General features: G+C 51.9%; 26 protein-coding genes and 2 pseudogenes. 14 read left to right on the plus strand and 14 right to left on the minus strand.

Annotated features, from left to right (window positions below; all coding sequences use genetic code 11):
* Window positions 1-148 precede the first annotated feature (148 nt).
* The 6 genes from BRW62_RS12595 to csaB all read left to right on the plus strand — a co-directional run bounded on the left by BRW62_RS12595 (window position 149) and on the right by csaB (window position 6,030).
* Window positions 149-1,750 (plus strand): NAD(P)H-quinone oxidoreductase subunit 4, encoded by a 1,602-nt coding sequence (locus tag BRW62_RS12595; RefSeq protein ID WP_099799696.1) that lies wholly within the window; start codon window positions 149-151, stop codon window positions 1,748-1,750.
* A 140-nt stretch (window positions 1,751-1,890) separates the two neighbouring features.
* Window positions 1,891-2,118: a Calvin cycle protein CP12 gene (locus BRW62_RS12600; RefSeq protein ID WP_099799697.1), complete on the plus strand. Its 228-nt coding sequence runs from the start codon at window positions 1,891-1,893 to the stop codon at window positions 2,116-2,118.
* Window positions 2,119-2,148: 30 nt separating this feature from the next.
* Window positions 2,149-3,009 carry a fructosamine kinase family protein gene (locus tag BRW62_RS12605; RefSeq protein WP_099799698.1) on the plus strand — a complete coding sequence of 287 codons (861 nt, stop codon included), beginning with the start codon at window positions 2,149-2,151 and terminating at the stop codon, window positions 3,007-3,009.
* A 35-nt stretch (window positions 3,010-3,044) separates the two neighbouring features.
* Window positions 3,045-4,313, plus strand: a complete 1,269-nt coding sequence (hisS, locus tag BRW62_RS12610) for a histidine--tRNA ligase (protein WP_099799699.1) — start codon at window positions 3,045-3,047, stop codon at window positions 4,311-4,313.
* Window positions 4,310-4,996, plus strand: a complete 687-nt coding sequence (locus tag BRW62_RS12615; RefSeq protein ID WP_099799700.1) for a sirohydrochlorin chelatase — start codon at window positions 4,310-4,312, stop codon at window positions 4,994-4,996. Before hisS ends, BRW62_RS12615 begins: the two co-directional genes overlap by 4 nt.
* Window positions 4,993-6,030, plus strand: coding sequence for a polysaccharide pyruvyl transferase CsaB (gene csaB / locus BRW62_RS12620; protein WP_099799701.1), 1,038 nt, complete (start codon window positions 4,993-4,995; stop codon window positions 6,028-6,030). The genes BRW62_RS12615 and csaB overlap by 4 nt, the downstream gene beginning before the upstream one ends.
* A gap of 6 nt (window positions 6,031-6,036) precedes the next feature.
* Here the strand turns inward: csaB and BRW62_RS12625 are convergent, their stop codons facing one another.
* Window positions 6,037-6,204, minus strand: a complete 168-nt coding sequence (locus tag BRW62_RS12625; protein WP_099799702.1) for a metallothionein — start codon at window positions 6,202-6,204, stop codon at window positions 6,037-6,039.
* A gap of 98 nt (window positions 6,205-6,302) precedes the next feature.
* Between BRW62_RS12625 and BRW62_RS12630 the strand changes: the two genes are divergently transcribed.
* On the plus strand, window positions 6,303-6,674 hold the full coding sequence (locus BRW62_RS12630) for an ArsR/SmtB family transcription factor (protein ID WP_099799703.1): 372 nt from the start codon (window positions 6,303-6,305) through the stop codon (window positions 6,672-6,674).
* A 7-nt stretch (window positions 6,675-6,681) separates the two neighbouring features.
* On the opposite strand, the gene BRW62_RS14830 is transcribed toward BRW62_RS12630, so the two are convergent.
* The 5 genes from BRW62_RS14830 to BRW62_RS12645 all read right to left on the minus strand — a co-directional run bounded on the left by BRW62_RS14830 (window position 6,682) and on the right by BRW62_RS12645 (window position 9,908).
* The gene (locus BRW62_RS14830; RefSeq protein WP_099799704.1) at window positions 6,682-7,152 is read right to left on the minus strand and encodes a type IV pilin-like G/H family protein; all 471 of its coding nucleotides are present in this window, start codon (window positions 7,150-7,152) and stop codon (window positions 6,682-6,684) included.
* Window positions 7,153-7,264: 112 nt separating this feature from the next.
* A complete protein-coding gene (locus BRW62_RS13530; protein ID WP_198406057.1) occupies window positions 7,265-7,453 on the minus strand; it encodes a hypothetical protein in 189 nt (62 codons plus the stop codon).
* Window positions 7,431-7,745 (minus strand): metallophosphoesterase, encoded by a 315-nt coding sequence (locus tag BRW62_RS13535; protein WP_198406058.1) that lies wholly within the window; start codon window positions 7,743-7,745, stop codon window positions 7,431-7,433. Before BRW62_RS13535 ends, BRW62_RS13530 begins: the two co-directional genes overlap by 23 nt.
* Window positions 7,697-7,894, minus strand: a complete 198-nt coding sequence (locus tag BRW62_RS13540; RefSeq protein ID WP_198406059.1) for a hypothetical protein — start codon at window positions 7,892-7,894, stop codon at window positions 7,697-7,699. The genes BRW62_RS13535 and BRW62_RS13540 overlap by 49 nt, the downstream gene beginning before the upstream one ends.
* A gap of 346 nt (window positions 7,895-8,240) precedes the next feature.
* Window positions 8,241-9,908, minus strand: a complete 1,668-nt coding sequence (locus BRW62_RS12645; RefSeq protein ID WP_198406273.1) for a DUF3370 domain-containing protein — start codon at window positions 9,906-9,908, stop codon at window positions 8,241-8,243.
* 439 nt (window positions 9,909-10,347) lie between these two features.
* Here BRW62_RS12645 and BRW62_RS12650 point away from each other — a divergent pair, with 439 nt between their 5' ends.
* On the plus strand, window positions 10,348-11,076 hold the full coding sequence (locus BRW62_RS12650) for a response regulator transcription factor (protein ID WP_099799705.1): 729 nt from the start codon (window positions 10,348-10,350) through the stop codon (window positions 11,074-11,076).
* On the opposite strand, the gene larB is transcribed toward BRW62_RS12650, so the two are convergent.
* The 4 genes from larB to hemW form a co-directional block, all read right to left on the minus strand.
* On the minus strand, window positions 11,049-11,831 hold the full coding sequence (gene larB, locus BRW62_RS12655) for a nickel pincer cofactor biosynthesis protein LarB (RefSeq protein WP_099799706.1): 783 nt from the start codon (window positions 11,829-11,831) through the stop codon (window positions 11,049-11,051). The two genes, BRW62_RS12650 and larB, sit on opposite strands and share 28 nt — an antisense overlap.
* Before the next feature lie 48 nt (window positions 11,832-11,879).
* Window positions 11,880-13,358 carry a site-2 protease family protein gene (locus BRW62_RS12660; RefSeq protein ID WP_099799707.1) on the minus strand — a complete coding sequence of 493 codons (1,479 nt, stop codon included), beginning with the start codon at window positions 13,356-13,358 and terminating at the stop codon, window positions 11,880-11,882.
* A gap of 54 nt (window positions 13,359-13,412) precedes the next feature.
* Window positions 13,413-15,353 (minus strand): molecular chaperone HtpG, encoded by a 1,941-nt coding sequence (htpG, locus tag BRW62_RS12665; RefSeq protein ID WP_099799708.1) that lies wholly within the window; start codon window positions 15,351-15,353, stop codon window positions 13,413-13,415.
* A 67-nt stretch (window positions 15,354-15,420) separates the two neighbouring features.
* Entirely contained in the window at window positions 15,421-16,623 is a 1,203-nt protein-coding gene (gene hemW / locus BRW62_RS12670) for a radical SAM family heme chaperone HemW (protein WP_099799709.1), read from the minus strand.
* A 125-nt stretch (window positions 16,624-16,748) separates the two neighbouring features.
* Here hemW and BRW62_RS14505 point away from each other — a divergent pair.
* From BRW62_RS14505 to BRW62_RS12680, 3 genes and pseudogenes are all read left to right on the plus strand, one after another.
* Window positions 16,749-17,209: pseudogene (locus BRW62_RS14505) on the plus strand (Eco47II family restriction endonuclease).
* A 52-nt stretch (window positions 17,210-17,261) separates the two neighbouring features.
* A complete protein-coding gene (locus tag BRW62_RS15400; protein ID WP_376787949.1) occupies window positions 17,262-17,510 on the plus strand; it encodes an Eco47II family restriction endonuclease in 249 nt (82 codons plus the stop codon).
* Between the two features lie 143 nt (window positions 17,511-17,653).
* Window positions 17,654-17,896: pseudogene (locus tag BRW62_RS12680) on the plus strand (DNA cytosine methyltransferase); the annotation flags it as partial.
* Between the two features lie 21 nt (window positions 17,897-17,917).
* Here BRW62_RS12680 and BRW62_RS12685 read toward each other — a convergent pair.
* From BRW62_RS12685 to thrC, 4 genes are all read right to left on the minus strand, one after another.
* Window positions 17,918-18,736 carry an MvaI/BcnI family restriction endonuclease gene (locus BRW62_RS12685; protein ID WP_099799710.1) on the minus strand — a complete coding sequence of 273 codons (819 nt, stop codon included), beginning with the start codon at window positions 18,734-18,736 and terminating at the stop codon, window positions 17,918-17,920.
* Window positions 18,733-19,659, minus strand: a complete 927-nt coding sequence (locus BRW62_RS12690) for a DNA methyltransferase (protein WP_099799711.1) — start codon at window positions 19,657-19,659, stop codon at window positions 18,733-18,735. The genes BRW62_RS12685 and BRW62_RS12690 overlap by 4 nt, the downstream gene beginning before the upstream one ends.
* 306 nt (window positions 19,660-19,965) lie before the next feature.
* Window positions 19,966-20,241, minus strand: coding sequence for a MoaD/ThiS family protein (locus BRW62_RS12695; protein ID WP_099799712.1), 276 nt, complete (start codon window positions 20,239-20,241; stop codon window positions 19,966-19,968).
* Between the two features lie 61 nt (window positions 20,242-20,302).
* The gene (thrC, locus tag BRW62_RS12700; protein WP_099799713.1) at window positions 20,303-21,601 is read right to left on the minus strand and encodes a threonine synthase; all 1,299 of its coding nucleotides are present in this window, start codon (window positions 21,599-21,601) and stop codon (window positions 20,303-20,305) included.
* A gap of 182 nt (window positions 21,602-21,783) precedes the next feature.
* Here thrC and BRW62_RS12705 point away from each other — a divergent pair, with 182 nt between their 5' ends.
* The 3 genes from BRW62_RS12705 to BRW62_RS12720 all read left to right on the plus strand — a co-directional run bounded on the left by BRW62_RS12705 (window position 21,784) and on the right by BRW62_RS12720 (window position 26,551).
* A complete protein-coding gene (locus BRW62_RS12705) occupies window positions 21,784-22,716 on the plus strand; it encodes an ARPP-1 family domain-containing protein (RefSeq protein WP_099799714.1) in 933 nt (310 codons plus the stop codon).
* Window positions 22,717-23,930: 1,214 nt separating this feature from the next.
* Window positions 23,931-25,223 carry a serine--tRNA ligase gene (serS, locus tag BRW62_RS12715; protein WP_099799715.1) on the plus strand — a complete coding sequence of 431 codons (1,293 nt, stop codon included), beginning with the start codon at window positions 23,931-23,933 and terminating at the stop codon, window positions 25,221-25,223.
* Window positions 25,220-26,551 carry a UDP-N-acetylmuramoyl-tripeptide--D-alanyl-D-alanine ligase gene (locus tag BRW62_RS12720; RefSeq protein ID WP_227517432.1) on the plus strand — a complete coding sequence of 444 codons (1,332 nt, stop codon included), beginning with the start codon at window positions 25,220-25,222 and terminating at the stop codon, window positions 26,549-26,551. Before serS ends, BRW62_RS12720 begins: the two co-directional genes overlap by 4 nt.
* Window positions 26,552-26,803: the final 252 nt, after the last annotated feature.

A 26,803-nucleotide genomic window follows, 5' to 3' on the forward strand; every position in this document is an offset into this window, starting at 1 on the left:
CTATTGAATAGATTTCAATAAATGAAATAACCGCAAAGTTTATAATTTAGAAAAATGCTTAACAATTTGCAACATTAGGACGAATAGGTATATATTCTTATTTAGATGCTCTAACTGTTTACTGGATTCGTCCCTTGGGGGTTTGTCAATGAATGCCCAATTTCCTTGGCTGACTGTACTGACGGTGTTGCCGTTAGTGGCTGCACTTTTGATTCCCTTGTTGCCCGATCGCGATGGCAAGACAGTCCGCTGGTATGCACTGGCGATCGCGCTCGTTGAATTTGCCCTTTCAGCTACCGTATTTTGGCAGCACTACGATGGTCAGTCTGCTCAGATTCAGATGGTGGAGACCGTGGCGTGGCTGCCGCAAATTGGCCTGAATTGGTCATTGGCGGTGGATGGTCTTGCCGTTCCCCTAATTTTGCTGACGGGTCTAGTCAACACAGTGGCAATTTTTGCAGCTTGGCAGGTCAAGCAAAAGCCACGCTTGTTTTACTTCCTGATGCTGGCGCTCTATAGTGCTCAAGTTGGAGTGTTTGCCGCTCAAGACTTAATTCTCTTTTTCCTGATTTGGGAACTGGAGTTAGTGCCGGTCTATTTATTGATTTCAATCTGGGGAGGCCCCAAACGGCAGTACGCGGCCACTAAGTTTATTCTCTACACCGCTGTTGGCTCGGTCTTTATCCTCCTCGCAGGGTTAGCGATGGCCTTTTACGGCGGTGACGTCACATTGAATATGGCAGCCTTGGGGTTAAAAGACTATCCCTTGGCGCTCGAGCTGTTTGCCTATGCTGGGTTCCTGTTGGCCTTTGGGGTGAAGCTGCCCATTTTCCCGCTGCACACGTGGCTACCGGATGCCCATGGCGAAGCCTCCGCACCTGTCTCGATGGTCTTGGCAGGGGTGCTGCTGAAGATGGGGGGGTATGGCCTCATTCGCTTTAACCTACAAATGCTGCCGGATGCGCACATTTACTTCGCCCCTGTCTTGATTGCCCTAGGGGTCGTGAATATTGTCTATGGCGCCCTAACGGCTTTTGCCCAAGAAAACCTGAAGCGGCGGCTGGCCTACTCCTCCATTTCTCACATGGGGTTTGTGCTCTTGGGGATTGGTGCCCTCAATAGCGTTGGTCTGAATGGGGCGATGTTGCAAATGCTCTCCCACGGACTCATTGCAGCGGTGTTATTCTTCTTGGCGGGCGTCACCTACGATCGCACCCACACCCTAGCGATGGAAAAAATGAGTGGCATTGCCCAATCGATGCCGAAAACCTTTGCCCTCTTTACTGCGGGGTCGATGGCCTCCTTGGCCTTGCCGGGGATGAGTGGCTTTGTCAGCGAACTCACAGTCTTTTTAGGGCTGACCAGCAGTGATGCCTACTCCACAACCTTCAAGGTAGGCGTGATTTTCCTTGCGGCAGTGGGGCTGATTATTACACCAGTGTATTTGCTCTCGATGGTGCGGCGGGTGTTCACCGGCCAGCAGGGTGGGGATATGTTTGACAAGCTGTTGCTGGACATTAACCCCCGCGAAACCTTTATTGCCCTTTCGTTGCTGCTCCCCATTTTGGCAGTGGGCATGTATCCTAAGCTGGCGACCCAAACCTACGATGTCACGACCACGGCGATCGCCACTCAGGTTCATGCGGCCTTACCTGCCATTGCTCAGCATCACCTACCCCTTTACGCGCAACTGACCCAGTCTGCACCGATGTTACCCACAGAGGCCACGGTGGCGGTGAACCGCCTCTAGGGGTGCTAACTGGCCAAGCCGACAGTTCTCTCCATGACTGTCAATGGCAGCAAGGAGCATTCGTTGCTAAAGTGGAGTAACGGCATTCCTGCCCTTGGGCAGATTGCATAAACTGAATAAGGTGATTCAATACACGCTCTATGAGTAATCTTGAGAAACAAATTGAGCAAGCTCGTGAGGAAGCGCATCAGGTGTGTGATACCGAAGGTGTGACCTCTGGACAATGTGCCGCTGCATGGGATGCCCTAGAAGAACTCCAAGCAGAAGCCGCCCATCAGCGGACTGAACAGCAAGAGCATAAAACCTCGTTTCAGCAATACTGCGACGATAATCCTGACGCTGCGGAGTGTCGCATTTACGACGACTAGGCTACCCATACCTTGTCGGGGTATTCTTCCATGAGTCGCTGGCCACAACTGTGGGATCGCCTTGAGGCGGCAACCGGTCAGCGACTTCATGACGGTAAAGCCTTGGCGGTGGGTGGCGGCAGCATTAACGATGCTTACGTTTGGCAGCATCCCCAGCAGACCCTATTTGTAAAGTTTAATCGTCCAGAGCGGGAGGCGATGTTTGCTGCCGAGGCGCTGGCTCTTGAGGCGATCGCCAGTGTCCAAGCCATTCGTGTGCCTAAGCCCATGCTTTGGGGCACCGTTGCGGGGGCTAGCTTTTTAGTACTGGAGTATTTGCCCCTGACCAGCCATGGGGACTGGCGACAGATGGGGGTGCACCTAGCGCAGCTGCACCGACAGGGAACCGGCGATCGCTACGGCTGGGTGCAAGATAACACCATTGGTGCCACCCCTCAGATCAACCCTTGGTCTGACCACTGGCCAGACTTTTTTGCAGAGGCACGCCTAGGCTACCAGTTTAAGTTAGCCCGACGGCGGGGCGGAGTGTTTCCCCAGGCGGATGCACTCTTAGCACGGGTGAGTGACCTGCTCAATCATCACCCCACCCCAACTCTTGTGCACGGTGATCTGTGGTCAGGGAACGCTGCGTTTATCCGCGGTGGTGAGCCAGTGATTTTTGACCCTGCCAGCTACTACGGCGATCGCGAGGTGGACGTAGCAATGACTGAACTATTTGGCGGCTTTCCTAGGGCATTTTATCAGGGCTACGCAGACACCTACCCCCTCGCCTCTGGCTACGAGCAGCGCAAGACACTCTATAACCTGTATCACATCCTCAACCACTTCAACCTCTTTGGCGGTAGCTACGAAGCCCAAGCACAGCGGATGATTCAACAACTGTTGCGCTGATATAATACCTCTGTTCTATACCATTGCCATGGAGCATGGGGTTACAAGCACCACGGGGTACCCGCGACATTTTGCCTGCCGAGCGTATCTATTGGCAGCAGCTAGAGGCGACGGCACGGCAGATTCTAGATCGCGCGGCCTATCGGGAAATTTGTACGCCTATTTTTGAGCAAACCAGTCTGTTTGAGCGGGGCATTGGCGAGGCCACCGATATTGTCGGCAAGGAGATGTACACTTTTCAGGACAGGGGCGATCGCTCCTTGACCCTGCGCCCCGAAGGCACCGCTGGGGTGGTGCGTGCCTACATTGAGCATGGCCTCTACAGCCAAGGTGGGGTGCAACGCCTCTGGTACCTAGGGCCCATGTTTCGCTACGAGCGTCCCCAATCCGGGCGGTATCGCCAATTTCACCAGTTGGGCGTAGAAGTGCTCGGCAGTGCCGATCCCCGCGCCGATGCGGAAGTCATTGCCTTGGCGCTGGATATTCTCAAAGCCCTTGGCCTTGAAGACGTGACCCTAATGCTCAACTCTGTGGGCGATCGCGACGATCGCGCGCACTACCGCCAAGCCTTAGTGGACTATCTCACCCCCTACGCCGCCGATCTGGACCCCGATTCCCAAGATCGCCTTCACCGCAACCCCTTGCGGATCCTCGATAGCAAGGATCCACGCACTCAAGCCATTGTCAATGAGGCACCCCGCCTATTGGATTACCTAAGTGCGTCATCGCAGCAGCACTTTGAGCAGGTGCAGTCCCTCTTGGAGGAGCTAGGTATTCCCTATCAAATTAACCCTACCCTTGTGCGGGGACTCGACTACTATACCCACACTGCCTTTGAATTTCAGCAGGGCAGCCTAGGCACTGAAGGCACTGTCTGTGGCGGCGGACGCTACGATCACCTCGTTGAGGAATTAGGCGGGCCAGCGACCCCAGCCATTGGTTGGGCAATGGGGCTAGAGCGGCTGATTCTGCTGATGGGCGATCGCCCCAAGGAACCTAGCCCTGTTCCCCATCTTTACGTAGTCACCCGGGGCAGTAGTGCCGAACGGCAGGGGCTAGTCTTGGCGCAACAACTGCGCCATCAAGGGTACATTGTTGAAGTAGATTTCAGTGGCAGCAGCTTCAAAAACCAACTGAAGCGGGCAAACCGCAGTGGCGCTACCCACTGCCTCGTGATCGGTGAGGAGGAAGCAGCAGCGCAAACGGTACAGGTGAAGTGGTTAGCGTCCGGCGAGCAGGAGCAAGTTGCTCAGGCGGATTTGCTCTCAGCAGCGGGGCGATCGCGCCTTTTTGGGGAGCAATGAGCCGCGCCTACTTTTTAATTGCCCACGGTAGCCCCAGTGCTGACCCGCAGCAGGCCATGGTGCAGGTTGTGAGCCATCTCGCCTCCTTAGGTAAGGTGGGATGGGGTGCCCTAGAAAGCCAAGCGCATCCCCTTGAGCTACAAATTCTGCACTTTTGCCAACAAGTCCAGCAGCCCGTGGTGCTGTTGCCCCTATTTCTGCTGCCCGGAAACCATGTCGCGGTGGATGTACCGAAGGCGTTGGCCGCTGCTGAGGCGATCGCGCCTTTTCCGTTGCATTGCCTGCCATTTCTAGGGAGTCAGCCGCGCTTTCAGGTATGGCTCCAGCAGCAGCTTGTCAATGCTAAAGCAGATATTCTGGTGGGGCATGGCAGTCGGCGGCATGCTGTCTTGCCATGGTTTCAGCAGTTGTGTGACTCCTTGGGGGTGTTGCCTGCTCTGCTGAGCGACCCCGAGAGCCTTAGCAATGCCCTGAAACAGCGCCGGGCATTGGAGTACGCCCATAGCCATCTGTTTGGTTACTTTCTCTTTGGCGGCAAAACCGTTGATGCCTTTACAGAGCAAGTGCAGCAGCTACAGACAGAGTACCCTCAGCAACGGCTGTCCGTTACACCGGCGATCGCCCCCACGCCGGAGTTCATCGCCACGATCGCCGCAATTTTAGCCCAAGACGTTGTGTCATGACTCAAGTGGTTCTCTGTGGGTACTACGGCTACGGCAATGCGGGGGATGAAGCCCTGTTGGCCACCCTCCTCGAGCAACTGCCAGCCCACTGCACCCCCATCGTCCTCAGCGGCAACCCCCAAGCTACAACAGCACTCTATGGTGTGGCCGCCTGCGATCGCTACCAGTGGAGACAGGTTCTGCGCACCCTGCGCCGCAGTCAGGTCTTTATTTGGGGCGGCGGTAGCCTCATTCAGGATGTCACCAGTTGGCGTAGCCCCCTCTACTACCTTGGCTTAATGACCCTTGCCCAACACTTGGGCTGTCGCACCGTGGCATGGGCACAGGGGATTGGGCCTGTGAAATCGCCTGTCTATCGGTGGTGGCTGCGGCAACTGCTGCGGCGGTGTATTGCCGTTACCGTGCGTGACTCTGGTTCGGCGGCACTGCTGCGCCAATGGCAGATTCCCCACCAGCAGGGGGCGGATCCCGTATGGTTAATGCGCTCACCCCCCCCTTCGGCACCTAGCCGCACCCCCACGATTGCAGTGTCATTGCGCCCCCATCCCACCTTGACCCCTGAGCGCTTCGCAACCATTGCTGCTGCTCTCCGGGCTTGGCAAGAAGACGCAGGGCTTGAGGTTCTGCTACTGCCCTTTCAGCCCTGCCAAGATTTACCCCTTGCGGAGCAACTGTATGGGCAACTCATTGCATCGCAGACCCGCCTCCTCTGCCTTGCAGATCCACGCCAGATCAAAGCCGTGCTGGCCGGAGTGCAGGGGGCGATCGCCATGCGCCTTCATGCCCTGATTATGGCCGCCAGTGTGGGCTGTCCCTGTTTTGCCCTAAGCTATGACCCTAAAGTAAGCCATTTAATGGCAGATACCGGAATCCCCGGCTGGGAGTTGTCTGCTCTACCGGCGACCCCCCACGTCCTACTCAGCCAATGGCAGCAGCACTGGCACCCCAACCCACCTTACCTCAATTACCAAGCCTATCGAGACTCGGCACAGGTGCATCAAGCAGCCCTTGAGGGACTGGGAGATACGTTTTAGCTACAGTTAGCTACAGCCGCAACCTGTGTGGCCGCACCCACCCTGTGCTTTACAGGTGCCATTGGCACAGACCTCGGAGCAGTAGGGTTTATCCGCTACCATGATGGCATCACTCAAGGAAACAATGCACAGGCAGTGGGGGCAAGCACATTTCATTTGGGAAACAGTGGTCATGGATATGGCCTCCAAACGGGGTATGACTTAATTATGATTGAACAACTGTTCAGGTGTCAACTACCATTAACGATCAGTCTAGCCGTTATGATGGAGGTATGAATGCTAAAACTGCTGCGACAGTCAGTGCTCATCCCTATGATGCGGCAGCGCTTACTCAGCTCGGCGATCGCCTCCTGTCCCTCGAAAAAGCGCAGCGCATGGCGCAATTTTTTGGGTTGCTGGCCGATACCAATCGATTACGGATTGTTTCTCTGTTAGCGGAAAGGGAACTGTGCGTTGGGGATATTGCCCTTGCCTTAGGCATGAGCGAATCTGCGGTCTCCCATCAATTGCGCATCCTCAAAACAATGCGCCTCGTAAGTTTTCGTCGCCAAGGGCGGCATATGTTCTATCAATTACTGGATCAGCACATTTTTGCCCTTTACCAATCCGTTGCCGAGCACCTCGACGAGGAGGACGAGCCTTAGCTGCTACTTACGGACAGGTGGCGGGTGTTGCTGTGCCAGACGTCGGCGGATCAACTTCGATAATCTCTGTTGAGGTTAAGGTAAAGGTTGTCAGCGCACGGGCACAACCGGTGAGGGCTTTGAGTTCTGGCCGGTTGGGAGTTGCCTGAAACTCGGCAATCAAAGATGTGGCATTGGTAATGGCATAGTCATAGTCCGGGGTTTCACTAATGCCAATTTGTAGGCTTGCAATATTATCACTAAAGGTTGGATTGGCAAGACGATAGGCTTGCTGGGCGCGGTTGACCGCTCCAATATTTGTCTTGGCCTGAGATTCTCGGGCTTTTGTAGCCTGACTGAGCATGGAGGGCAAGGCGATCGCCGCCAAAATAGCCAAAATAATGACAACAACGAGCAACTCAATCAACGTAAAGCCTTGGGAACGTGAGCGCAGACGTAAGCAGTAGAACCAGAACCAACTAGAGCGGTAGGGTAACATACGGGTACTCCAACAACAGTGGGCGCGTCACTTACCCTGAGTGTTCCCCAAACTCTCCGTAAAATTACAGAGATCTTGCTCAATCTTGTGGCAGTTAACTCAGTACTTTTACTTACTCGGATTTGCTACAGCCCACAGTTGCCACGTCCACCACAAACTCCTCAAGCCCCCCTTGGCGAATGCCACCGTGTAACACATTCATTTGCCACACCCATTGACGGCTCCAGTCAAGGGCAGTCAACCAGCCACTACGGTGGTGATAGGCACCGGTATCAATATCAATCCAACCGTTGCCGCGCACAAGTTGACCGGGCAGCACCCCACGAAATGTAAAGGTAATTGTGTTCCCATAACAGTTCCGTTGAGGTATAGCTGGCAAGGGTATCATCCCCGCCACTGCTGGCCCAAACAAAGAACCGTGAGGGGTTAAGGTGTTTGTCCTCAAAGGCCAACAACATCATATCTTCGTGGTTACCGCGCACGGTGAAATAGCGCTGCTGGCGGAGTAGTTCGACCACTGCGGCACTGTTGGGGCCGCGATCTACTAAATCCCCCAAAAAGTAAAGGCGATCGCCCGCCGTTGGTGCCACCACGTCCAAAAGACGGCATAGCCCTTCTTGACTTCTCCCCTCCTTGAAAGAGAGGGGATTCCCAACGGATGCTGCGCAACGGGCTGAAGCCGCGTTGCTTCGCTTTTCCCTTGAGCTGTCACCCACAACTTAATGCGGGTGGGGGCAGTCAAAGACCCCCTACTCACCTCAAGCATTTCTGCTATTGGGACTACGTTTATGTTTTGGTTCGTGGTTTCGCGCTTTTCAACACTAGCCAATTCGATACGCTCAACATCCTGCCATTGCTTGCAGTGGTTTAGGCTTGCCGCCAAAGCGGTAGTGACTTACTTGCCGGGATTTCTCCGTACTAGGATGTTTCTTCGCGTAGTTGATACGCCTACTTTCCACGTCTCTAGTTTAACACATAGAGAGGGCTAAAGCCCCCTGAGTTGGCTGTATCCCCTCGCTAAAGCGGAGGGGTTTTAGCCCGCCCACATCACTACTATAAAGATGAGGCGATCGCCTACCATATAGCCCCTAGGGTGCAGAAACTGGTGTCAAGGATAGAGAATCGGTGACCGGTGCGTGGGTGGTATTTTGATAGCTCGGTCCCAGCAAGGTGGCCACCGTTAACACTTGGGGAGGGGTGGCATCGGGAGGATAGAGCAAATCGACGCTAACATTTCGTTTTTCGCCTGGGCGCATATTTAAGGTCACCAGCGGTTCGCCCCGCTGCCCCCGCCGCTGCACCAAATGGACATAGCGTTCTTGGGGCTGCCCCACATCATCCGTAAAACGCACCCGCACTGTTCCGCGGAAAAACACTTGGGGAGCGGGCGGCTCTAGGAACTGCAGGCTCACCGTACGGTGATCCTGCTTGAGGGGGGTTTGCAGCGTTACGACAACCGACTGAAAACTGCGGCTATCATTCAGCAAGGGCAGTGTCAAACTATAGTGCACACCATAGTTACCGTGAGCATAGTAAGCTGTATCGGGATAGCGCGCCAACATTGGTGCACTTTGGATTTGCCCGGTGCCAAGGGTGCCTCGATGGAGGGTACTAATACCGTAGGAAATCGCCCGACCGGGTGCTGGAATGGTTAGCGCCGTCCCTTGACCGTGTTCATCGGTCAGGCTAGCTTTCCACTGCGACCCTCGACTGATGCCTGCTACGCGGCCATAGAAAAAGCGGGGGGACGTGCTATTGGGAGGCGTGGGGGGAATATCTCGGGGGGTTACCAGTTGTCCACGATGGAGCATTGTCCACCACTCTTCAAGGGTTGGTGCTCGCTCCGTACCATGTTCACTCATACGGGCAAACATCGACATTTTGGCAAGGTAGATTGGCCCGTTGCTTTGCAAATGCATGAGGGTTGAGCGACCATTGGAGGACGAGACCTCACCAAACGGACTAACATCGGTAATCAAGGGCATCATCGGGCCAACGGTACCGTCTTGGTTGATCATAAACTCAGCACGGGCGCGGTTAATGACCGCATTAGGAAACTGGGTTGGCAGGGGCAACGGTAAATTACTCAGCATTCGTGCTTCCCGTGCCGGAATAACCACTTGAGAGGGGAAAAAGGTTTGGCGCACCCCCCGCAACACCTGATTGGTGACGCGGCTGCCCGGCCCCGAAAAAACATAGCCAATAGGGTTGTCGACGATTGCCGGTAAGCTGCGGAACGGGGCATCCGGCGTGCTTAAGAAACTGGCAGCTTGGTAAAAGGTGACGGTAACCGGGCGATCGCTGGGATTGTAGGCCAACAGCCCCAAATAAATTGTTGGTGTACTAACGGCTCGATTGGATTGGGTAATGTGGTGGGCAAACACATCAAAGCGTCCTTGTATAGGATAGTTAAGATGTGCTGCCGGTTGCCATTTGCCTTGGGGGGGAAACGTAGAGAGTAAAATACCCTCACTTCGCACCATTTCAGGGCTGTTGCTGTTAAAGACGGGGATGTTGTCTAGGTGCCCTGGCAGAGGCCGAATATCTTGGGGAAAATAGGCAAAATTTGTTGGTGTGACGTAAGCCGTTGCGGCTGGCGTAGGTGGTGTGCTAACGCGTGGAGCTTGCGCACCCACAGGCGCAGCATTTGCCTGAACAATAATACTCGACTGCACCGAATGCTCCTGGACAACAACCGGAACCTGTTGAGGTGGAGTAGGTAAAGCGGCTTGAGCCAAAAGAATGGGAGCCAGCATATTATGTCCAAACCACAGCATCTAATTTGAGTGAGTAGTTCGCAAAAACGGACAGAGTAACGTCCTCTGCCCCAAAGTTGCATTTCCAAAGTATAGCCCAGGTTTGCAGAAAATCTAGTTAATGCTGCATAGAACTAAAAATCGACTAGTACCACAAGGGTAGTCTGGTTGCTCGTAATTCCTGATTTGGGGTTCGTTTGAGAGCATCCAACTACTCTCCTAAGAGTAAAGTAACCCAAGCCAATGGGCAACGCTGTTGCGCTCCTGACCGCCACATGGACACAAGGTACCAGCAATTGGGTTGTAGTGTTGCTCCCTGCGCCAAATATTGAGCCAATCTAAAGAAATCCAACAAAGTCTTAAGCTTTTTGCTGAGATGTTTATAATTCTCTCAGAGGTGCTTGTCCCTTGCCCGTGAGGATTGAGTAACGTCGATTCTATGAAGCCTCGTATTCTAATTATTGATGATGACCCAGCGATCGCCGATGTCTTGGCGATTAACCTGCAAATGGCAGGCTACGATGTCACAAAGTCCTTGGATGGGATGCAAGGACAAGCGTTGGCCGTGCAGATTTCCCCGGATCTGATTTTATTGGACTTGATGCTGCCGCAGGTCGATGGCTTCACGATTTGCCAGCGCCTACGGCGCGACCCCCGCACCCAAGACATTCCCATTTTGATGCTGACTGCCCTCAGTCAAACCCACAATAAGGTAGAGGGGTTTAATGCGGGTGCCGATGATTATTTGACGAAGCCCTTTGAATTAGAAGAGATGTTGGCACGGGTGCGAGCGCTGTTGCGGCGCGCTGACCGCATTCCAGCCACCGCTGGGCATCGGGAAATTCTTAGTTATGGGCCTCTAACCCTGATTCCTGAGCGCTTTGAGGTCTCGTGGTTTAGCAAAATCATCAAGCTGACACGCTTGGAATTTGAACTATTGCATTGCCTGCTGCAGCGCCACGGCCAGACTGTGTCTCCGAGCGAAATTCTCAAGGAGGTTTGGGGCTATGACCCAGATGATGACATCGAAACCATTCGTGTTCATGTCCGCCATCTGCGGACGAAGCTGGAGCCAGACCCGCGTAGCCCGAAGTACATTAAAACGGTTTACGGGGCAGGTTATTGTCTTGAACTGCCCAGTCACATTGAGCCAGTGGCGGCACGTTGAGGGAGCGATCGCAACATTTTAGCCGCTAGCATCGCTGCGCCAAAGCCATTGTCAATATTCACCACGCCAATGCCGGGGGCACAGGAGTTGAGCATAGTGAGTAGGGGAGCGAGACCTCCGAGGTTTGCGCCATAGCCAATGCTGGTGGGCACGGCAATCACCGCTGCACTCACTAGACCCGCCACAACACTGGGTAACGCGCCTTCCATGCCGGCCACGACAATGAGAACCTGCATTGTTTCAAGGCGATCGCGCACACTGAGCAGCCGATGAATTCCTGCCACACCCACATCCCAAAACCGCTCCACCGCAAACCCCGAGAGTTGTAGCGTGATGGCGGCTTCTTCGGCAACGGGTAAATCGGCAGTGCCAGCACAGACTAGGCCAACCTGTCCCGGATAAGCAGGTGGCAAGATAGGGGCTGTACTACAGATTTGCGCCACTTCAAAGTAGTGCAGCCCTCCTAGGCGCGATCGCACCGCCGCAAAAACATCCGCAGAGATACGGGTGGCCATAACACAGGGATAGTAAGGCCGCATCCGCGCCAAGATTTCGGCAATTTGTTCAGGGGTCTTGCCAGGCCCCCAAACAACTTCAGGAAACCCTGTACGCTGTTGCCGTTGATGGTCAATCCGGGCAAAATGGCCAATGGTTTCGTAGCTCAGGTGTTGCAGTTGACGGTGGGCAGCCTCTACGCTTAACTGTCCTCGGGCAAGTGCCTCTAGTAACTGCCGCACAGGATCGGCGCTGTCCATCAAAAATCCTCCGAAATCCCGTCATCTGGTGCTAGGGAGTTCCTCTCATTAGCCTCCAATCCCCAACTGGCCTGCCAAGCCGGGGGCTAAGGGAATCAGTGTCGCTGCCATTAAAAACAGCAGTAGCAGCCCCAACCCCGCGCGGGTATCATCCGGCTCGGTCATTTCATCCAAACTAGGACGATCTAGGTCACGCTGTAGCAGGAGAATAATCAGCGCCCAGTACAGGGCTAAGGGATTGACGATCGCCACCAAGCCCAACACAATCAGGGTAATCCATGTCAGGCGCTGAGCGGTTTTAATGCCATAAATCGCTTGAATGATCCGACCGCCATCCAATTGCCCCGCAGGCATGAGATTGAGGGCGGTGATAATCAGTCCTAGCCACCCCATAATCACCAAGGGATGCACCGCCACAACCTCACTTTGCAAGTGGTCGCCCAAGAACAGACGAGAGAGAGTGCCCACCAAAATTGACCCTTGGAAGAAAATAGTGGGCACCTCTAAACCGCTACTGCTGGGAGAGAGCACCAAGCCAATACCCAGAAATAGCAACGACAATGCCCCAGAGGCAATCGCTCCTGCAGCAGCAATGTCAAATAGCTCGTTGCGGTTTTTCAGAAACGATTCAATGCGGGTTACAGCACCGAAGGTACCCAACTGCCACGCAGGCAGAAAGAAGGGGGGGCTAAGTTTAGCATCGTAGCGCTTGGCCATGAGCCAATGTCCTAGTTCCCGCGCTCCGGCAATCAGCACTAAACAGAGCGCCAAAGGGAGCGATCGCTGAAACAAACCCGGCGTATTCAGTAAACTAAAGCCCTGGAGCACTGAACTGGTTTCTAGGCAGGTGCCAAGGGTCGCTACCCCTAGCAACACCGCGGTTAGTTTTTGTAAGAGCGTTGAGCGAGCTATGGTGGTCGTTGCCGGCAAAATAATGACCACAGCCTTGCCCTCGCTATTGGGCACCATAAATAGGCGATAGCGATCTGGCAATGTAGCTTGCAAGCGTTCTGTTAGAGTGGCATGCACTGCTTTCGCATCACCGCGCAGGTTGCCGCGACAGATCACCCCGCCTTTGTAGGGAATGTACTCAGTGGCAAAGTAGGTATCAATACTAAAAATACTTTGAATTCCTTGCAGATCGTCTGGCGGCAAGGCAGAGGGGGCACTGGTTGTGAGGGGTTCGCCACTGTCAGGGGTAGATTGTGAGGGGGCAAGGACGTCATCAACCTCAGGTCGCCCCGACCGCAAGGGTGGTAATGGTGCATCGGAGGTGGCAGCAAGGAGGCGTAACCAGCGACCCAAGGCAATGTAGGCCACGATGGAGAGGACAAGGCTAAACAAGACAGCGGCAAAGTTGAGGACAATGCCAACACTCAAGGTGCCAAATACCACCAGCCATGGCAGCATCAGCACTAGGGTTTGCAACCAAGCAATAATGCCGAGTTTGCCGTAGGGTAGGGCGCGATAGAGTCCCCAGCCCAACAGGGCGATCGCCCCCGCGAGTAAGCCTGCTGTAATGATCATCTAGAATCCTCCACGACCCCCTAGCCTTACCCGCTAGGGGAAGAGCTATATCGATTAGCGCATAGCCATTGCAGTCAGTTGGGTAAGCACCTGACTGGCGCGTTCACTAAACTGCTGCATGCCGTTGGCATCAAAGCCTCGCTGGGACATCAAGGCCAAATCATAGATATAGTGGCACAGCTTTTCTACAAGTGCTGCGGTCTCTGACGAGCCACTGGTTTGAATAATAGTGCCCTGACTCAAGTTCAGCAGGTTCTGAATCAGGGGATGGGTGGTATTCACCACCAAGGTGTGCTCCTCGGGCAGTTGCACATTGAGTTGCTGTTGCATCATGGCCATCATTTCCTGCATTCGCCGACTGGTTTCTGGCAGCAGAATCATGGCGGGTGGGGCATCACCGCTATTGCCAGACTTGAGGGCTTCAGTACGAATGGTGAGCTTCGGCTTCTTGAGCACCGACTCAAACAGCGCCTTAATCTGTTCGCTACGGGTTTTATTACTGCCCGGGTCAATTATTTCACTGCTTTGGTCTTTGTCAATCAGGGTTTCATCTAGTTCTGCATCCACCCGCAGGAATTTAACATCGCTGTAGGTTTGCTCTAGCCACGGCACAAAGTGGGTGTCAATGAAGCTATCCATAAAGAGCACTTCAATGCCTTGCCCCTTGAGTAACTGAACGTAGGTGGCTTGGTTCACCTCATCGGTGCAGTAATAGACGCGGTTGGCGTGGCGCGCCTTGTTGCGCTCTAAGTACTGTTTCAGGGTGGTGTAGGCTTGGCCATCGACAACAATACCCCCTTGAGTGCTCCATTCATCGTTCTCTGCTGGTGTACTTAAGGTGGCTGTGGTGCGATAGATCAAAATATCCTCAACCTGTTTCTTGAACTTCTCGTCGTTGAGGGAGCCAAATTTGACAAAGGTGCCCAAGTCTTTCCACGAACGCACGTAGGCATCCGGGTCTTCGCGGTACAGTTCGTTGAGGCGATCGCCCACCTTTTTAGCGATATAATCAGCAATTTTACGCACGGTGCGATCGTTCTGCAAAAAGCTGCGGGAGACATTGAGGGGAATATCGGTGCTGTCAATCACGCCCCGCAAAGGCAGCAGAAAGCGGGGAATGATCTCTTCGCAGTTGTCGCTGACAAAGACTTGGTTGCAAAAGAGTTTGATCTGCCCTTTAGTGACATCAATATCCGGGCGGAGCTTGGGAAAGTAGAGGATACCGTTAACCACAAAGGGATAGTCGGTATTCAGATGCACCCAAAGCAAGGGATCCTCTTGGAAGGGGTACAAGTAGCGATAAAACTCTAAATACTCCTCTTTGCTGAGGCTGCTGGGGCTGCTCTTCCACGGCGCAATTTGTTTGTTGATTTGCTCGCCATCGAGTTTGATGGGCACCGGCAAAAAGTCGCAGTACTTGCGCACCAATTCACGAATCCGTGCTGGTTCGAGGTAACCCAGTTCGTCGTCTTGCAAGGTGAGGGTGACGGTGGTACCCACACTGGTGCGCTGGCCATCCTCAAGGGTGAATTCCGTAGAGCCATCGCAGGTCCAGTGGACGGGCGTTGCCCCAGCTTTATAGGACAGGGTATCGATTTCGACGCGGCTTGCCACCATGAAGGCGGAGTAAAACCCTAAGCCAAAATGGCCGATGATCTCTTGATCGCCATTGCCTTTGTACTTTTGGACAAATTCTTCAGCGCTGGAAAAGGCAACTTGGGTGATGTACTTTTTCACTTCCTCTGCGGTCATGCCCAAGCCTGTGTCGGCGATCGCCAGCCTCTTGTTCTCGCGATCGAGGGTAATTGTAATTTCGGGGTGATCCACATCGCCACCGTACTCACCAGAGCGAGCCACCATGCGTAATTTTTGGATGGCATCTACAGCGTTAGAGACAAGCTCCCGCAGGAAAATTTCATGATCGGAGTAGAGCCATTTTTTAATGATTGGGAAAATATTCTCGGTATGAATTGAAATGGTTCCCTGTTCCAGCATGATCGGTTCCCGTGAGCGCTACTGAATCACTAGAGACCTGCACATTGGTGCAGTGTCATCTCCTGATCTAGTGTATCGGCAGGGGTAACTTACTCTGTTGGTGGATAACCGATCTCTCGATCGCCTGCCAGAGGGTGACAATCACGCTGTTGGCCAGCAAGAATCCATCCGGCTGAGTCAGCCATAGGCGATCGCTGCAACACTGTAAATGGGCAGGGTCAATCGACTGTGCCGCTGTGACCAGTGCCTCTACCCATTCCTGCGGAAAGTCCGTGGCCAACTGCTTCAGGCACAGCCCCTCTTTGAGACGCAACCCCAGCATGAGGGTCTCCAGCCACCGATCCCAAAGGGTCTCCTCAGCAACGGTGCAAAGCCCTGTAGGTAGGGTTTGCACCCACTCGTAGTATTCGCGGCGTGTGCGCGGACGGGTGAGGCGGCGCTGCCCCAGATAGCTGGTGGCACCCATGCCAAACCCATAGTAAGGCTCATTGCGCCAGTACACCTGATTATGACGACAGGCGAACCCCAAACGGGCATAATTAGAAATTTCGTAGTGCTCATAGCCCGCAGCCCGCAGCCGTTCATGGGCAAGGCGATAAGCCGCAGCAGCCTGCTCTTGGGACGGTAAGGGGAACACCTCTGGCTGGTAACGGCGGCTAAAAACCGTCTGCGGCTCCACAATCAAGTCATAGACTGAAAGATGGCTTGGTGCAAGGGCGATCGCCGCTGCGAGGGACAGCTCCCACTCCTGGAGCGATTGTTCCGGTAACCCACAGATAAGATCCAAGCTCCAATTGTCAATCCCAGCAGTCTGGATCACCTCAACAGCAGCATAGACCTCGGCCACAGTATGGCTGCGACCACACACCTGCAAAAGCCTATCTTGAAACGCTTGCACCCCTAAGCTGACCCGATTCACCCCCGCTCTGAGATACCCCCGTAGCCGTGGCAGATCAAAGGTTCCGGGATCCATTTCCATAGAAATTTCCGCCGCCGCCGCGATACCAAAGCGCCGATCTAGTGCCCCTAAAAGCCGGTCAATCTGCTCAGGCGCAACAAGAGAAGGCGTCCCCCCACCAAAGAACACCGTTTGCAGCGGCTCCCCCACACTGGGGGTTTGCCTAATTTCATAGCAAAGGGCATCGATGTAGTCACTCAGGAGGGGCGAAGAGGCGGCCAGAGGCCGGTCACCTACCACCGTAATCGGAAAATCGCAGTAGAAGCACCGCCGCCGACAAAAGGGAAGATGTAGGTAAGCCGCAGTAACCATGAGAAATAATAAAGCCTTGCCTATTGATTCTAACTGTTCCCGGACTTTATACTGTCATATCTAGGAATAAGCAAAAAATTAGATATAGTATGCGTAAACTCTCACTAAATCTATGAATGCTAAACATGAATAAATCAGGCGATTATCAATTGGGGTTTATCAGCAATCAGGATATTTATAACCATGTTAAACAAACTATTTCAAGATACCGTCTTTCTATTAATTTTAAGGAATTTACAAAACTAAAAATTGATCCTATAAAAGCAAGTTTTGATATGGCTATTTATAATTTAACAGCGGATGAATTTATAAGAAGAGAAATTATGCGACAAATTGACAAATCAAACAATAATCAAATTGGATATTTTCATCAAAATATATTTCGATATATTAAAGACTGGCAAGTTCCTGAATGTGGCTATGATATAATTAATGAAAATCTCAGCTATTATGTAGAAATGAAAACAAATTTAACACCATGAATAGCAATTCAAAAGAAAACGTTTATCGAAAAATGAAGCAGACAGTTGATAGTGACCCAAAAGCAACATGCTTCTTAGTTGAAGTGATTGCAAAAAAAATCTAGAAATGATCCGTGCCATTTCAAGCTAGATAATCAATAAATAATATATGAAAGAATAAGACTTATATCCATTGACAAGTTCTATGAAGTTGCAACTGGAGACAAGAATCCATTTGCTAAATTATGTCAAAATCTACCAACCATAATCAATGATATTATCAAGAATGAAGGCAATCAAACATTTATTTCAACTGATGGTATTAATCAAAATTTAGCTAGAGTTAATCCCGATGTACTGACTGCCTTGTATCTTCTAACTTTTAAGAGCTATGAAGGATTCAAGAATTCTTCACAAAACAAATGATGTATTTTCTGCTGAACTGATTGCAGATATTTTTGGTGTAACCAAGGCAACAGTGCAAAAGTGGGAAAATCAAGGTGTATTAGTCTGTCAATATAAAGATAAATTAGGCAAAAAATATACAGGTTCTCAATGCCCTGTTCTACTGTGTTCCTCAAAAACAAACTGAGCGGTGCCATCCTGACGAAACCCGCCCCCTAACGATCCGGGAATATGCCCGTATCCAAACATTTCCAGATTTCTGGGAGTTCTGTGGTTCCTTGTCGAGCCAGTATCGACAAATTGGGAATGCCGTTCCGGTTAATCTTGCAGAAGCTGTGGGGCGATCGCTCGTCCATTTGTTGAATAGCATCGAAACTAAAACAGTTCAACCGAAAAGCATTCTATAATAAATAAAGCCCTGCTTGTCATTAGTGGCTTACTAGCTTGATGTCTTCAACAGAGTTGTAGAGAGTGTGCCATTGATTTTGTCGAATCCTAAACTTAGTCCCATGATTGTGACCTGTTCGGGCATCAAAATCTACAAGCACTGTTCCATTTTCAATACATTTCAAAAAGTTATCAAATGAAAATCTAGAGAGAATTAACAACCTTACATACTTAAAAAATTCATGACCATCTTCGGTTTTACTATCTGCAATAACATAAAAACAATTTTTGATTTTAGCCCCTATTTCATACTTCAAATCATCTAGACCCCAGTATGGCTCAGGATTGATTCCTTGCAAGCCAATTTTACTTTCTATTGATTTTATCCAATCACGAATTTTTGTGTCTGATTTATCAGCTTGAGAAGGATCAAAAACAAATCTTAATTTTCCTTTTTCTCGATCCATAATTAATCTAAAACCCCGATTAGTAAATTCTGTTGCTTTCGTTGTCGAGCGAAAACTTTTTTCTGTAGCTGGATACTTGCTTCCTGCTTGTTTATGCTCCCATCCATAATAGGGCAATAAAATGTTAGAAACTATTTTTGCACCTCGTGGTGATGGCTCAATATGTTTGAGGGTTACTAATGATGATGTGTGATGTCGTTGCCCCTTCAGTTCCCATTCCTGCATATTTGGAATAGGTAGATTATTTTCCCGAAGCCCTAGTAAGGCTTCTAGAGTATTTCCTACGGCACCATCATTACGACTATTTTTCGTTTTTTTAACACTGCGATGCCACCCCTGAGCTGCAACCTGACGAATAAGGTCAACTAACTCAGTTTTGGTATACAGTCTCACTGAGGTGGTCTCCAAAAATCTAATAGATACTCAAAAGTGGTTCCCATTGTAATGTAATTACTAGGCCAGCCAAATATACCAACTTTATTAACAATGTTGGTTCTATCCCAGATAATCGTATTTCTGAGTTCATAGCCTCGCTTTCTTAACTCTTCAATCAGGGCTACATGAATGGTAATACGCTGATCTTCCCACCACATATCAGGAACATTGATCACACAGTGAGCTTTCGGCTTCAACAGTGGCAGAAGTGACTCAAAAATATCACCCATGGCTGTAGTATATTCTGCCAGAGGCATTGTTCCTAAGTCCCGCGTATCCTGTGAGTACTGCTCGATCTTGCCAAATTGTTCATTGCGACGGTTTCTCCTAGACTTGTTCGTGCGCCTACGATTCAGTAGGTTAGCGTAGGGGGGAGATGTCCAAATCAAGCTAATCATTTCAGGCTCAAAGTAGTTAGGGATATTTCTAGCATCATCTTGCAAGGCTAGTTGTTGGGCTTGATTGAATAAATTATTAGCAGCTAGGCGTTCTTGGCATAACTGAATATATGTTGCATTCAGATCAAACCCAACAGCATTGCGATTTAGATCCTGAGCAGCAACAAGAGTGGTACCACTGCCAACAAACGGGTCGAGCACAAGTTCACCTTCATGGCTAAACAGGCTGATCACGCGCTTAGCAAGAGCAATAGGAAAGGTTGCTGGATGTAAATTTTTATCACGAATATCTCTGCCTTCATAAGTAAACTGCCAGACACCAAGCTGACACTTAATCCATTCCTTGGCACTGAGACAGTTGATATGATTTGCTGGACAAGAACAGGTTCGTGTATGCGCAATAGAAATCTTTTGCTGACTTTGAGGAACTGAGCTTAAGGAAGCAGCTAGCGCCGCCGGAGTATTCGTATTGGTGAGCAACATGACCTCTACAGTCAGTCAAAAAATTATGTTGGAACGTATCTTTTATTAATGTAGTATATAAACTATTTGCTAGTTCTTAGACGGTTGTAATTGTGGACAAACCCTTAAAGTGATCGCAAGCATTCAGGTGAGCCTAGGGATTGACAAGTAGAACAGCACTCATCCCATGGACTCGTTAGCCTCCCGTTCTTTGGGGATCACCGGCACCTAGCGGAGCACTGTCCCTCGGACACCTCAGTAGCACGGGTCATCCCCGCTAGGCAGATAGGTGCAACAGCCAAGGAGGAGCATTCATCTAGTGATATCTTAACCGCCAGCGATCGCTGGGATGATACTCACTTCATCACCATCCCTGAGGGGAGTTTCAATGCCATTGAGGAAGCGAATATCCTCATTATTTACATAAAAATTGACAAATCGCCGTAGTTGACCGCTGTCGTCACACAGACGTCCTTTGATGCCTGGGCAGTCCTGCTCGAGTTTTTCGAGTAGATCAGCAATGGACTGGGCATGGCACTCAAGGGTTGCCTGATCGCGGGTAAGTTTTTGCAAGGCGGTAGGAATTAAAACGGTAACAGCCATAGGTCTCTATAGGTCTCTAGTGTGAATGGAATGTTAATAGAACAAAAGACGACGAAAATATCTAAACCAGCACAGGTTGCCAGTCGAGTCGCTCAAGGGTGCGCGCTCGCTCCAGCGCCCGCTCGAAACTACTCAACTTCGGTTCAATGGTCAGGGGTTCGCCAACATAGTCTTGCACTGCTTCCTGAGTTTTTAGACCATTACCGGTGATATAGACGACGGTGACTTCCTCAGGGTCGATTTTCCCTGCTGCCACTAATTTCTGCAGGACGGCAATTGTGGTGCCCCCAGCGGTTTCGGTGAAGATGCCTTCAGTTTCTGCCAAGAGCTTAATTCCCGCCACGATTTCGTCATCGTTGGCGGACTCAATAGCTCCGTTGGTTTTGCGGGCAATATCAAGGGCATAAACGCCATCGGCAGGGTTACCAATGGCAATAGATTTAGCAATCGTGTTGGGTTTCACCGGTGAGACAAAATCTCGACCCTCGGCATAGGCTTGGGCAATGGGGGAGCAGCCCGCCGCCTGCGCACCACTACAGCGCACCGGTTTATCAGCCACTAACCCCACGTCGACAAATTCCCGGAAGCCCTTATAAATTTTTGTAAATAGCGACCCGGAGGCTAGGGGTGCGACAATGTGATCGGGCAACTGCCAGCCCAATTGCTCAATGACCTCATACCCTAGGGTTTTTGAGCCTTCGGAATAGTAGGGACGCAAGTTGATGTTGACAAAGCCCCAACCGTGGGTATTGGCTACTTCGGAACACAATCGGTTCACCTGATCGTAATTGCCTTGGACTGCCATCAGCGTGGGTGCATAAATCAGTGTCCCCAAGACCTTGCCCGATTCTAAGTCAGCGGGAATAAAGACGCAGCAGTCTAACCCCGCATGGGCGGCGATCGCCGCTGTGGAGTTGGCCAAGTTACCAGTGCTGGCACAGGACACCGTCGTAAACCCTAGCTCCCGTGCCCGCGTTAATGCCACGGATACCACCCGATCCTTAAAGCTGAGGGTGGGCATATTCACTGCATCATTTTTAATGTAGAGATGCTTTAGCCCCAGCCGTCGTGCCAAGCGACTTGCTTTGACCAATGGGGTCATGCCAGTGCCTAAGTCAATCGGCTCTGTGGACGTAACGGGTAAAAAGGGGCGGTACCGCCAGATGGACGGTGGCCCGGCTTCAATGGTGCTGCGACTGACGGCTTCAGACAACTGGCTGAGATCGTACTTGACTTCAAGAGGGCCAAAGCAGTACTCGCAGACGTGGATGGCTTGGGCTTCATACTCCGCTCCACACTCTTTGCACTGGAGATGGGTGAAGTAGGTATCGCTGGTTGCGGAAGTCAGGGTTGCGGTCATGGGTTCAGACGGCCTTAGACAAGTTGCTGACCATCCTAACAGGGGGCGATCGCCCTGTCAAATATACCCGACTAAAATAATCGGGTATTTATGATTTTTGTAAGCATCGACATTTGCAGAGTCTGCTGTATAGGAACTGATTTTGCTATGGATAACCGTTTGAAGTCGTAGAGACACTAAACATGGAAACACTGCAACAGCTACTGAAAAATATTGAATTGAGCACCGCCCAAATCTTTGGTGCATTGACGGTCATTCCCTTGGTGCGATCAGTCACAGGGTCTGCTGACTATTGGACGTTAGACGAAGCCATGGCTCATAACTGGGTGACGATCACTGAAGTTTCTGAAGCGGGTGCTGTGCCTGAGCTATTGTGTAGCAACACTAGCGATCGGTCGGTTCTGTTGCTTGATGGCGAGGAAGTGGAAGGAGCAAAGCAAAATCGCATCTTCAACCTGACGTTGCTAGTGCCAGCACATACGAACTTAAACATCCCCGTCAGTTGTGTTGAGCGAGGTCGTTGGCGTTATCGCTCTCGCACCTTCAAGACGGCGAAGCATACCTACCACGCCAGCGGCCGTGCCAAGAAAATTCAGCAAGTCACTCGTGCGTTGAAACAACAGGGACGACCGTATGCTGATCAGCACCAAATCTGGGCAGAGGTAGATGAGCATCTTGAAGTTCTTGAATGCGACTCCCCAACCTCTGCCATGGCGGATCTATACGCTCAAGAGTTGCCTAAGCTAGCAGACTATACAGCGGCTTTTCAGGCCATTACGAACCAAGTGGGGGCTATTTTCGCACTCAATGGACAGATTTGGGGTCTAGAGTTGTTTGACTTCCCCAGTACGTTTGCGCAATTGTTGCCTAAACTTCTCCCCAGCTATGCCCTTGAGGTGCGGGGTGTCCCTGACCCAACTCCCCTTGCCCCCCAAGCCGTGACAGACTTTCTTCAGAACCTGTCTCAAGCGGATGCAGAAACCTTCCCAGCCTTGGCCGAAGGACTGGATATCCGTCTCAGTAGCCCCACAGTAGTTGGCAGTGCCCTTGTTGCTAAAGAGCGGGTGATTCACGTGAGTGCCTTTCCGAATACACTGGCCACTGAAACGTACTAGGCACAACAGCTAACACAGAAGTAAACGACTCCCGCTAAGCGCTAACGCGCTGTAGATGGGAGCTTTCAGTAGCCCTCAAGATATGCTCACTCAAAGAGCAAGACAATATCTCGGATCCTCTAGGCTGGTTTACAGACAGCCCCAAACACAGAAGGATAGCTTGGTAGCCCCGTATTTTAGTACGGGGAGGAAAAGCTACCTAGCAACTTTAGTTGCTCTATGTTAAACTACACTTAATCGCCATCCTTGGTGAAAAACCCAATCGGCGACAGTTGTTGCAAGTAAGCAGAACTTTGGGGCTTTGCTTCAAGGAACTGTGTAGGGGCGTCTTGACAGCGCCTTTATGAGTCCGTTTATGGACTGCGTAAGAATCCCCCACCTTTAGGTGGTGGGAGTGTCAATTGATCAGGTTTGCTCCATACTTGATTGGTCTGACTCTGGTGCTTCAGTCTTCAGTTGGATGTGCAGATAGACGTTGTCGTCTCGATGCTTGCAAAGCTGAGCCGAGGTTGGCTGACGCCCTTTGAGTGTGCCTCTTTGGTAATGGCCTGCATTCAACTTCACCTTCTCTGTGCCTTGAACTGTTGCAAGGCTAACCTGCCACTCCTTATCGTTGAAGGTAAACAGATCGTTGTTACAGTCCATACTGGTTGGTGCAAACCGTTTAACAGGCTTGCCTTTGAGTTTGGCAGTCTTACCGCCACACGAGCGCACGCCCTGAGCGCCATGTTGGCCACCAAGGAGAATGTCTCTTTGATGGTCTAGTCGGTCAAGGACTGAAGAGCGATTTTGTTGGTGAGTTTGGGATGGGTGTTGTCATTGACATAGTTGCACGCATCAGCAGACGCCTGAAGAGTTGCCGCCAGTTTGGACGCTTACTCAGGCCTAGGTTGAAGCTTTACAACGAGTGTCAGGACTTGTTTCATGGTTGGTACTTTACCACCACTGTGAAGATTGTCTAGAATGGCCAAGAGTATTACTGATTTCGGGGGTATCGAGCCGCACTTATACGCCTTTGGCGGAGCGAAGCTCGACAGCGCTCCTCCCTCCCTGACCGCCAAGCTTCGCTGTGGCGAGAGCACCTCGGAGGTCTAGGTGGTTATTGTGCCATCTTCTTCCTTAAGGCTCGCTGCAACTATGGGGATCGTCCTAGTCGTTGAGCCAAGCGCAGGTCTAGGGTAGGATGAATGCGGTCTATCGTTTATTGACGGCCTGTGATTGATCTCAAACAGCTTCGTGAGACTCCCCAAGCGGTGGGCGATCGCCTACGACGGCGGCAAGGTGATTACGATCTTGAAACGATTCTTAAATTGGATGAGCAGCAACGCCAACTCGAGCAACAGCGCTCCCAACTACAGGCACGCAGCAACGAAATTGGTGCCCTTGTCGGCAAAAAAATCAAGGCAGGAGCCGATCCGCGCGATCCAGAGATTCAAGCCCTGAAAGCAGAGGCAAACGACCTGAAAAAAAAATTAGCCGATCTTGAACCCCGAGAGCGTGATCTCAAGGAGCAGCTAGAGGCACTGCTTCTAACCATTCCCAACCTGCCTAGTGACACCACCCCCCTTGGCCGCGATGAAAGAGATAATGTTGAAGTCCGTTGCTGGGGCGATGAATTCAAACCAAGCCATCCCTGTCAACCCCATTGGGAGGTTGCCACTCAACTGGGGCTGCTAGAGGTGGAGCGATCGGTCAAGGTGGCACAAAGCCGCTTTGTTACCCTCGTGGGGATGGGGGCAGCGCTCGAGCGCGCCCTCATTCAGTTTATGCTGGATACCCATACCGCTCGGGGCTACGTCGAAATTCTGCCGCCTTTTTTGGTGAATACTGCCTCCCTAACGGCAACGGGGCAGCTCCCCAAGTTTGCCGAAGAAAGCTTTCGCTGTGCTGAGGATGATCTGTGGCTCATTCCCACCGCCGAGGTTCCCGTCACCAATTTTTACCGCGATGAAATTTTGTCAGCTGAGCAGTTGCCCATCTACCACTGTGCCTATACCCCCTGTTTTCGCCGCGAAGCTGGCAGCTACGGTAAGGATACCCGGGGGCTGATCCGCCTGCACCAGTTTGACAAGGTGGAGTTAGTGAAGTTTGTCCACCCTGAGACCTCCGCAGCAGAGCACGAGCAATTAGTGGCCGATGCCGAGTTTATTCTCCAAGCCCTTAAGCTGCCCTATCGGGTTATAGAGTTATGTACGGGGGACTTAGGGTTTGCGGCCATGAAATGCTACGACTTGGAGGTGTGGCTGCCTGCGGCCAACTGCTATCGGGAAATTTCCAGTTGCTCGAACTTTGGCGATTTTCAGGCACGGCGCGGCAAAATTCGCTTTAAGGGGGCAAAACAAAAGGGAACCCAGTTTGTGCATACCCTGAACGGCTCCGGACTGGCGGTCGGGCGTACCATGGCTGCGATTTTAGAAAATTACCAGCAACCCGATGGCTCTGTGGCTGTGCCCGAGGTGCTCCAGCCCTATCTGCGCTGCTCCCATTTAACCGGAGCAAGGCTGTGAAGACAACGCTGGCGGCGATCGCCCAAGCTCTTGGTCAAACGGGGGACTGGCCAGAGCAACCCGTGACCGGCATTAGTACAGATTCGCGCCACGTGGCTGCTGGCAATGTCTTTGTGGCACTGCGGGGAGATACCTTTGATGGGCATCAGTTTGTGGCGCAGGCGGCAACAGCAGGGGCAACTGCCCTGATTGTGGAGGAACCTGTCGTTAGTCAGCTTCCCCAATTGCAGGTGGCCAATACCCTTGCTGCGTACCAACGCTTAGGGCAGTGGTGGCGCAAGCAGTGCCGCGCAGCCATTATTGCCATTACTGGCTCCGTGGGTAAAACCACCACTAAGGAAATGATTGCGGCCGTCCTCCGTCACTACGGCAGGGTTCTTAAAACTGAGGCCAACTTCAACAATGAGATTGGCGTTCCCAAAACCCTCCTGCAATTAGAACCTGCGCATGACTTTGCAGTGATTGAAATGGGGATGCGATCGCCCGGGGAGATTGCCCTCCTCAGCCAAATTGCCCAGCCCGATGTAGCGGTGATTACGAACGTTGGCACAGCCCACATTGGCCGCCTTGGATCCCGGGAAGCCATTGCTGCGGCCAAGTGCGAACTCCTGGCCGAAATGCCCGCCACCAGCACCGCGATACTGAATGCCGATACTCCTCTCCTATTAGAAACAGCCAGTCGCGTCTGGTCAGGAACAACCCTCACCTACGGTTTAACCGCCGGTCAGCACCGCGGGGTCTATTTGCCGCCCCATACCCTCCAGATAGGGGATCACGCCTACACAGTTCCCCTTGCCGGTGCTCACCATGCCCTCAACTTTTTGGCAGCCTTAACGGTTCTCAGGGCGCTGGGGCTGAATCCTCAAGCGTTGCCACCGCAGCTAGAGCTACACTTGCCCGCGGGGCGAGGTGGCCGGTATCGGCTAGAACCAGATATTCTTTTACTGGATGAAACCTACAATGCTGGCCTCGAATCCATGGTGGCGGCACTCCAGCTCCTGCGTAGCCTGCCCGGACAGCGGCATTTGGCGGTGCTGGGTGCGATGCGAGAGCTAGGGGACTTCTCGCTTCCCTTTCATCAACAGGTGGGGGCAACGGTCGCCCAGTTGGGGCTCGATGGGTTATTGATTTTAGATGAGGGCGCTGAAGGGAAAGCCCTTGCCCAAGGAGCAGCAACGGTGCCAAGCCAGCAATTTGCTAGCCATGGGGGCTTAGTGGAGTATTTATTGACCCATTTGCAACGGGGCGATCGCGTGCTGTTTAAGGCCTCCCATGCCGTTGCCTTGGATCGCGTTGTGGCAGAACTGCGGCAACGTTGGCCGCGTTGATAGTCCGCTGTTGTTGCGCAATTCTCCATCGGTCTATAGGGTGTTGCTGAATGTGACTATGAATTGCCCTCATCCCCAACCCTTCTCCCCAAGGAGAAGGGCGCTAAGAGTCTTGTTCCCTCTCCGTTGGGAGAGGGCTAGGGTGAGGGCGGCAAAAGACTCAAACCTGAAAGTCATACTCCTATTCAGCAACGCTTGGTTGGTTGACAGGAACATAATTGCGTACAAGAGTGAGTAGAAGAACTGGGCAAA

Source organism: Thermostichus lividus PCC 6715 (assembly GCF_002754935.1).
Classification (GTDB): domain Bacteria; phylum Cyanobacteriota; class Cyanobacteriia; order Thermosynechococcales; family Thermosynechococcaceae; genus Thermosynechococcus; species Thermosynechococcus lividus.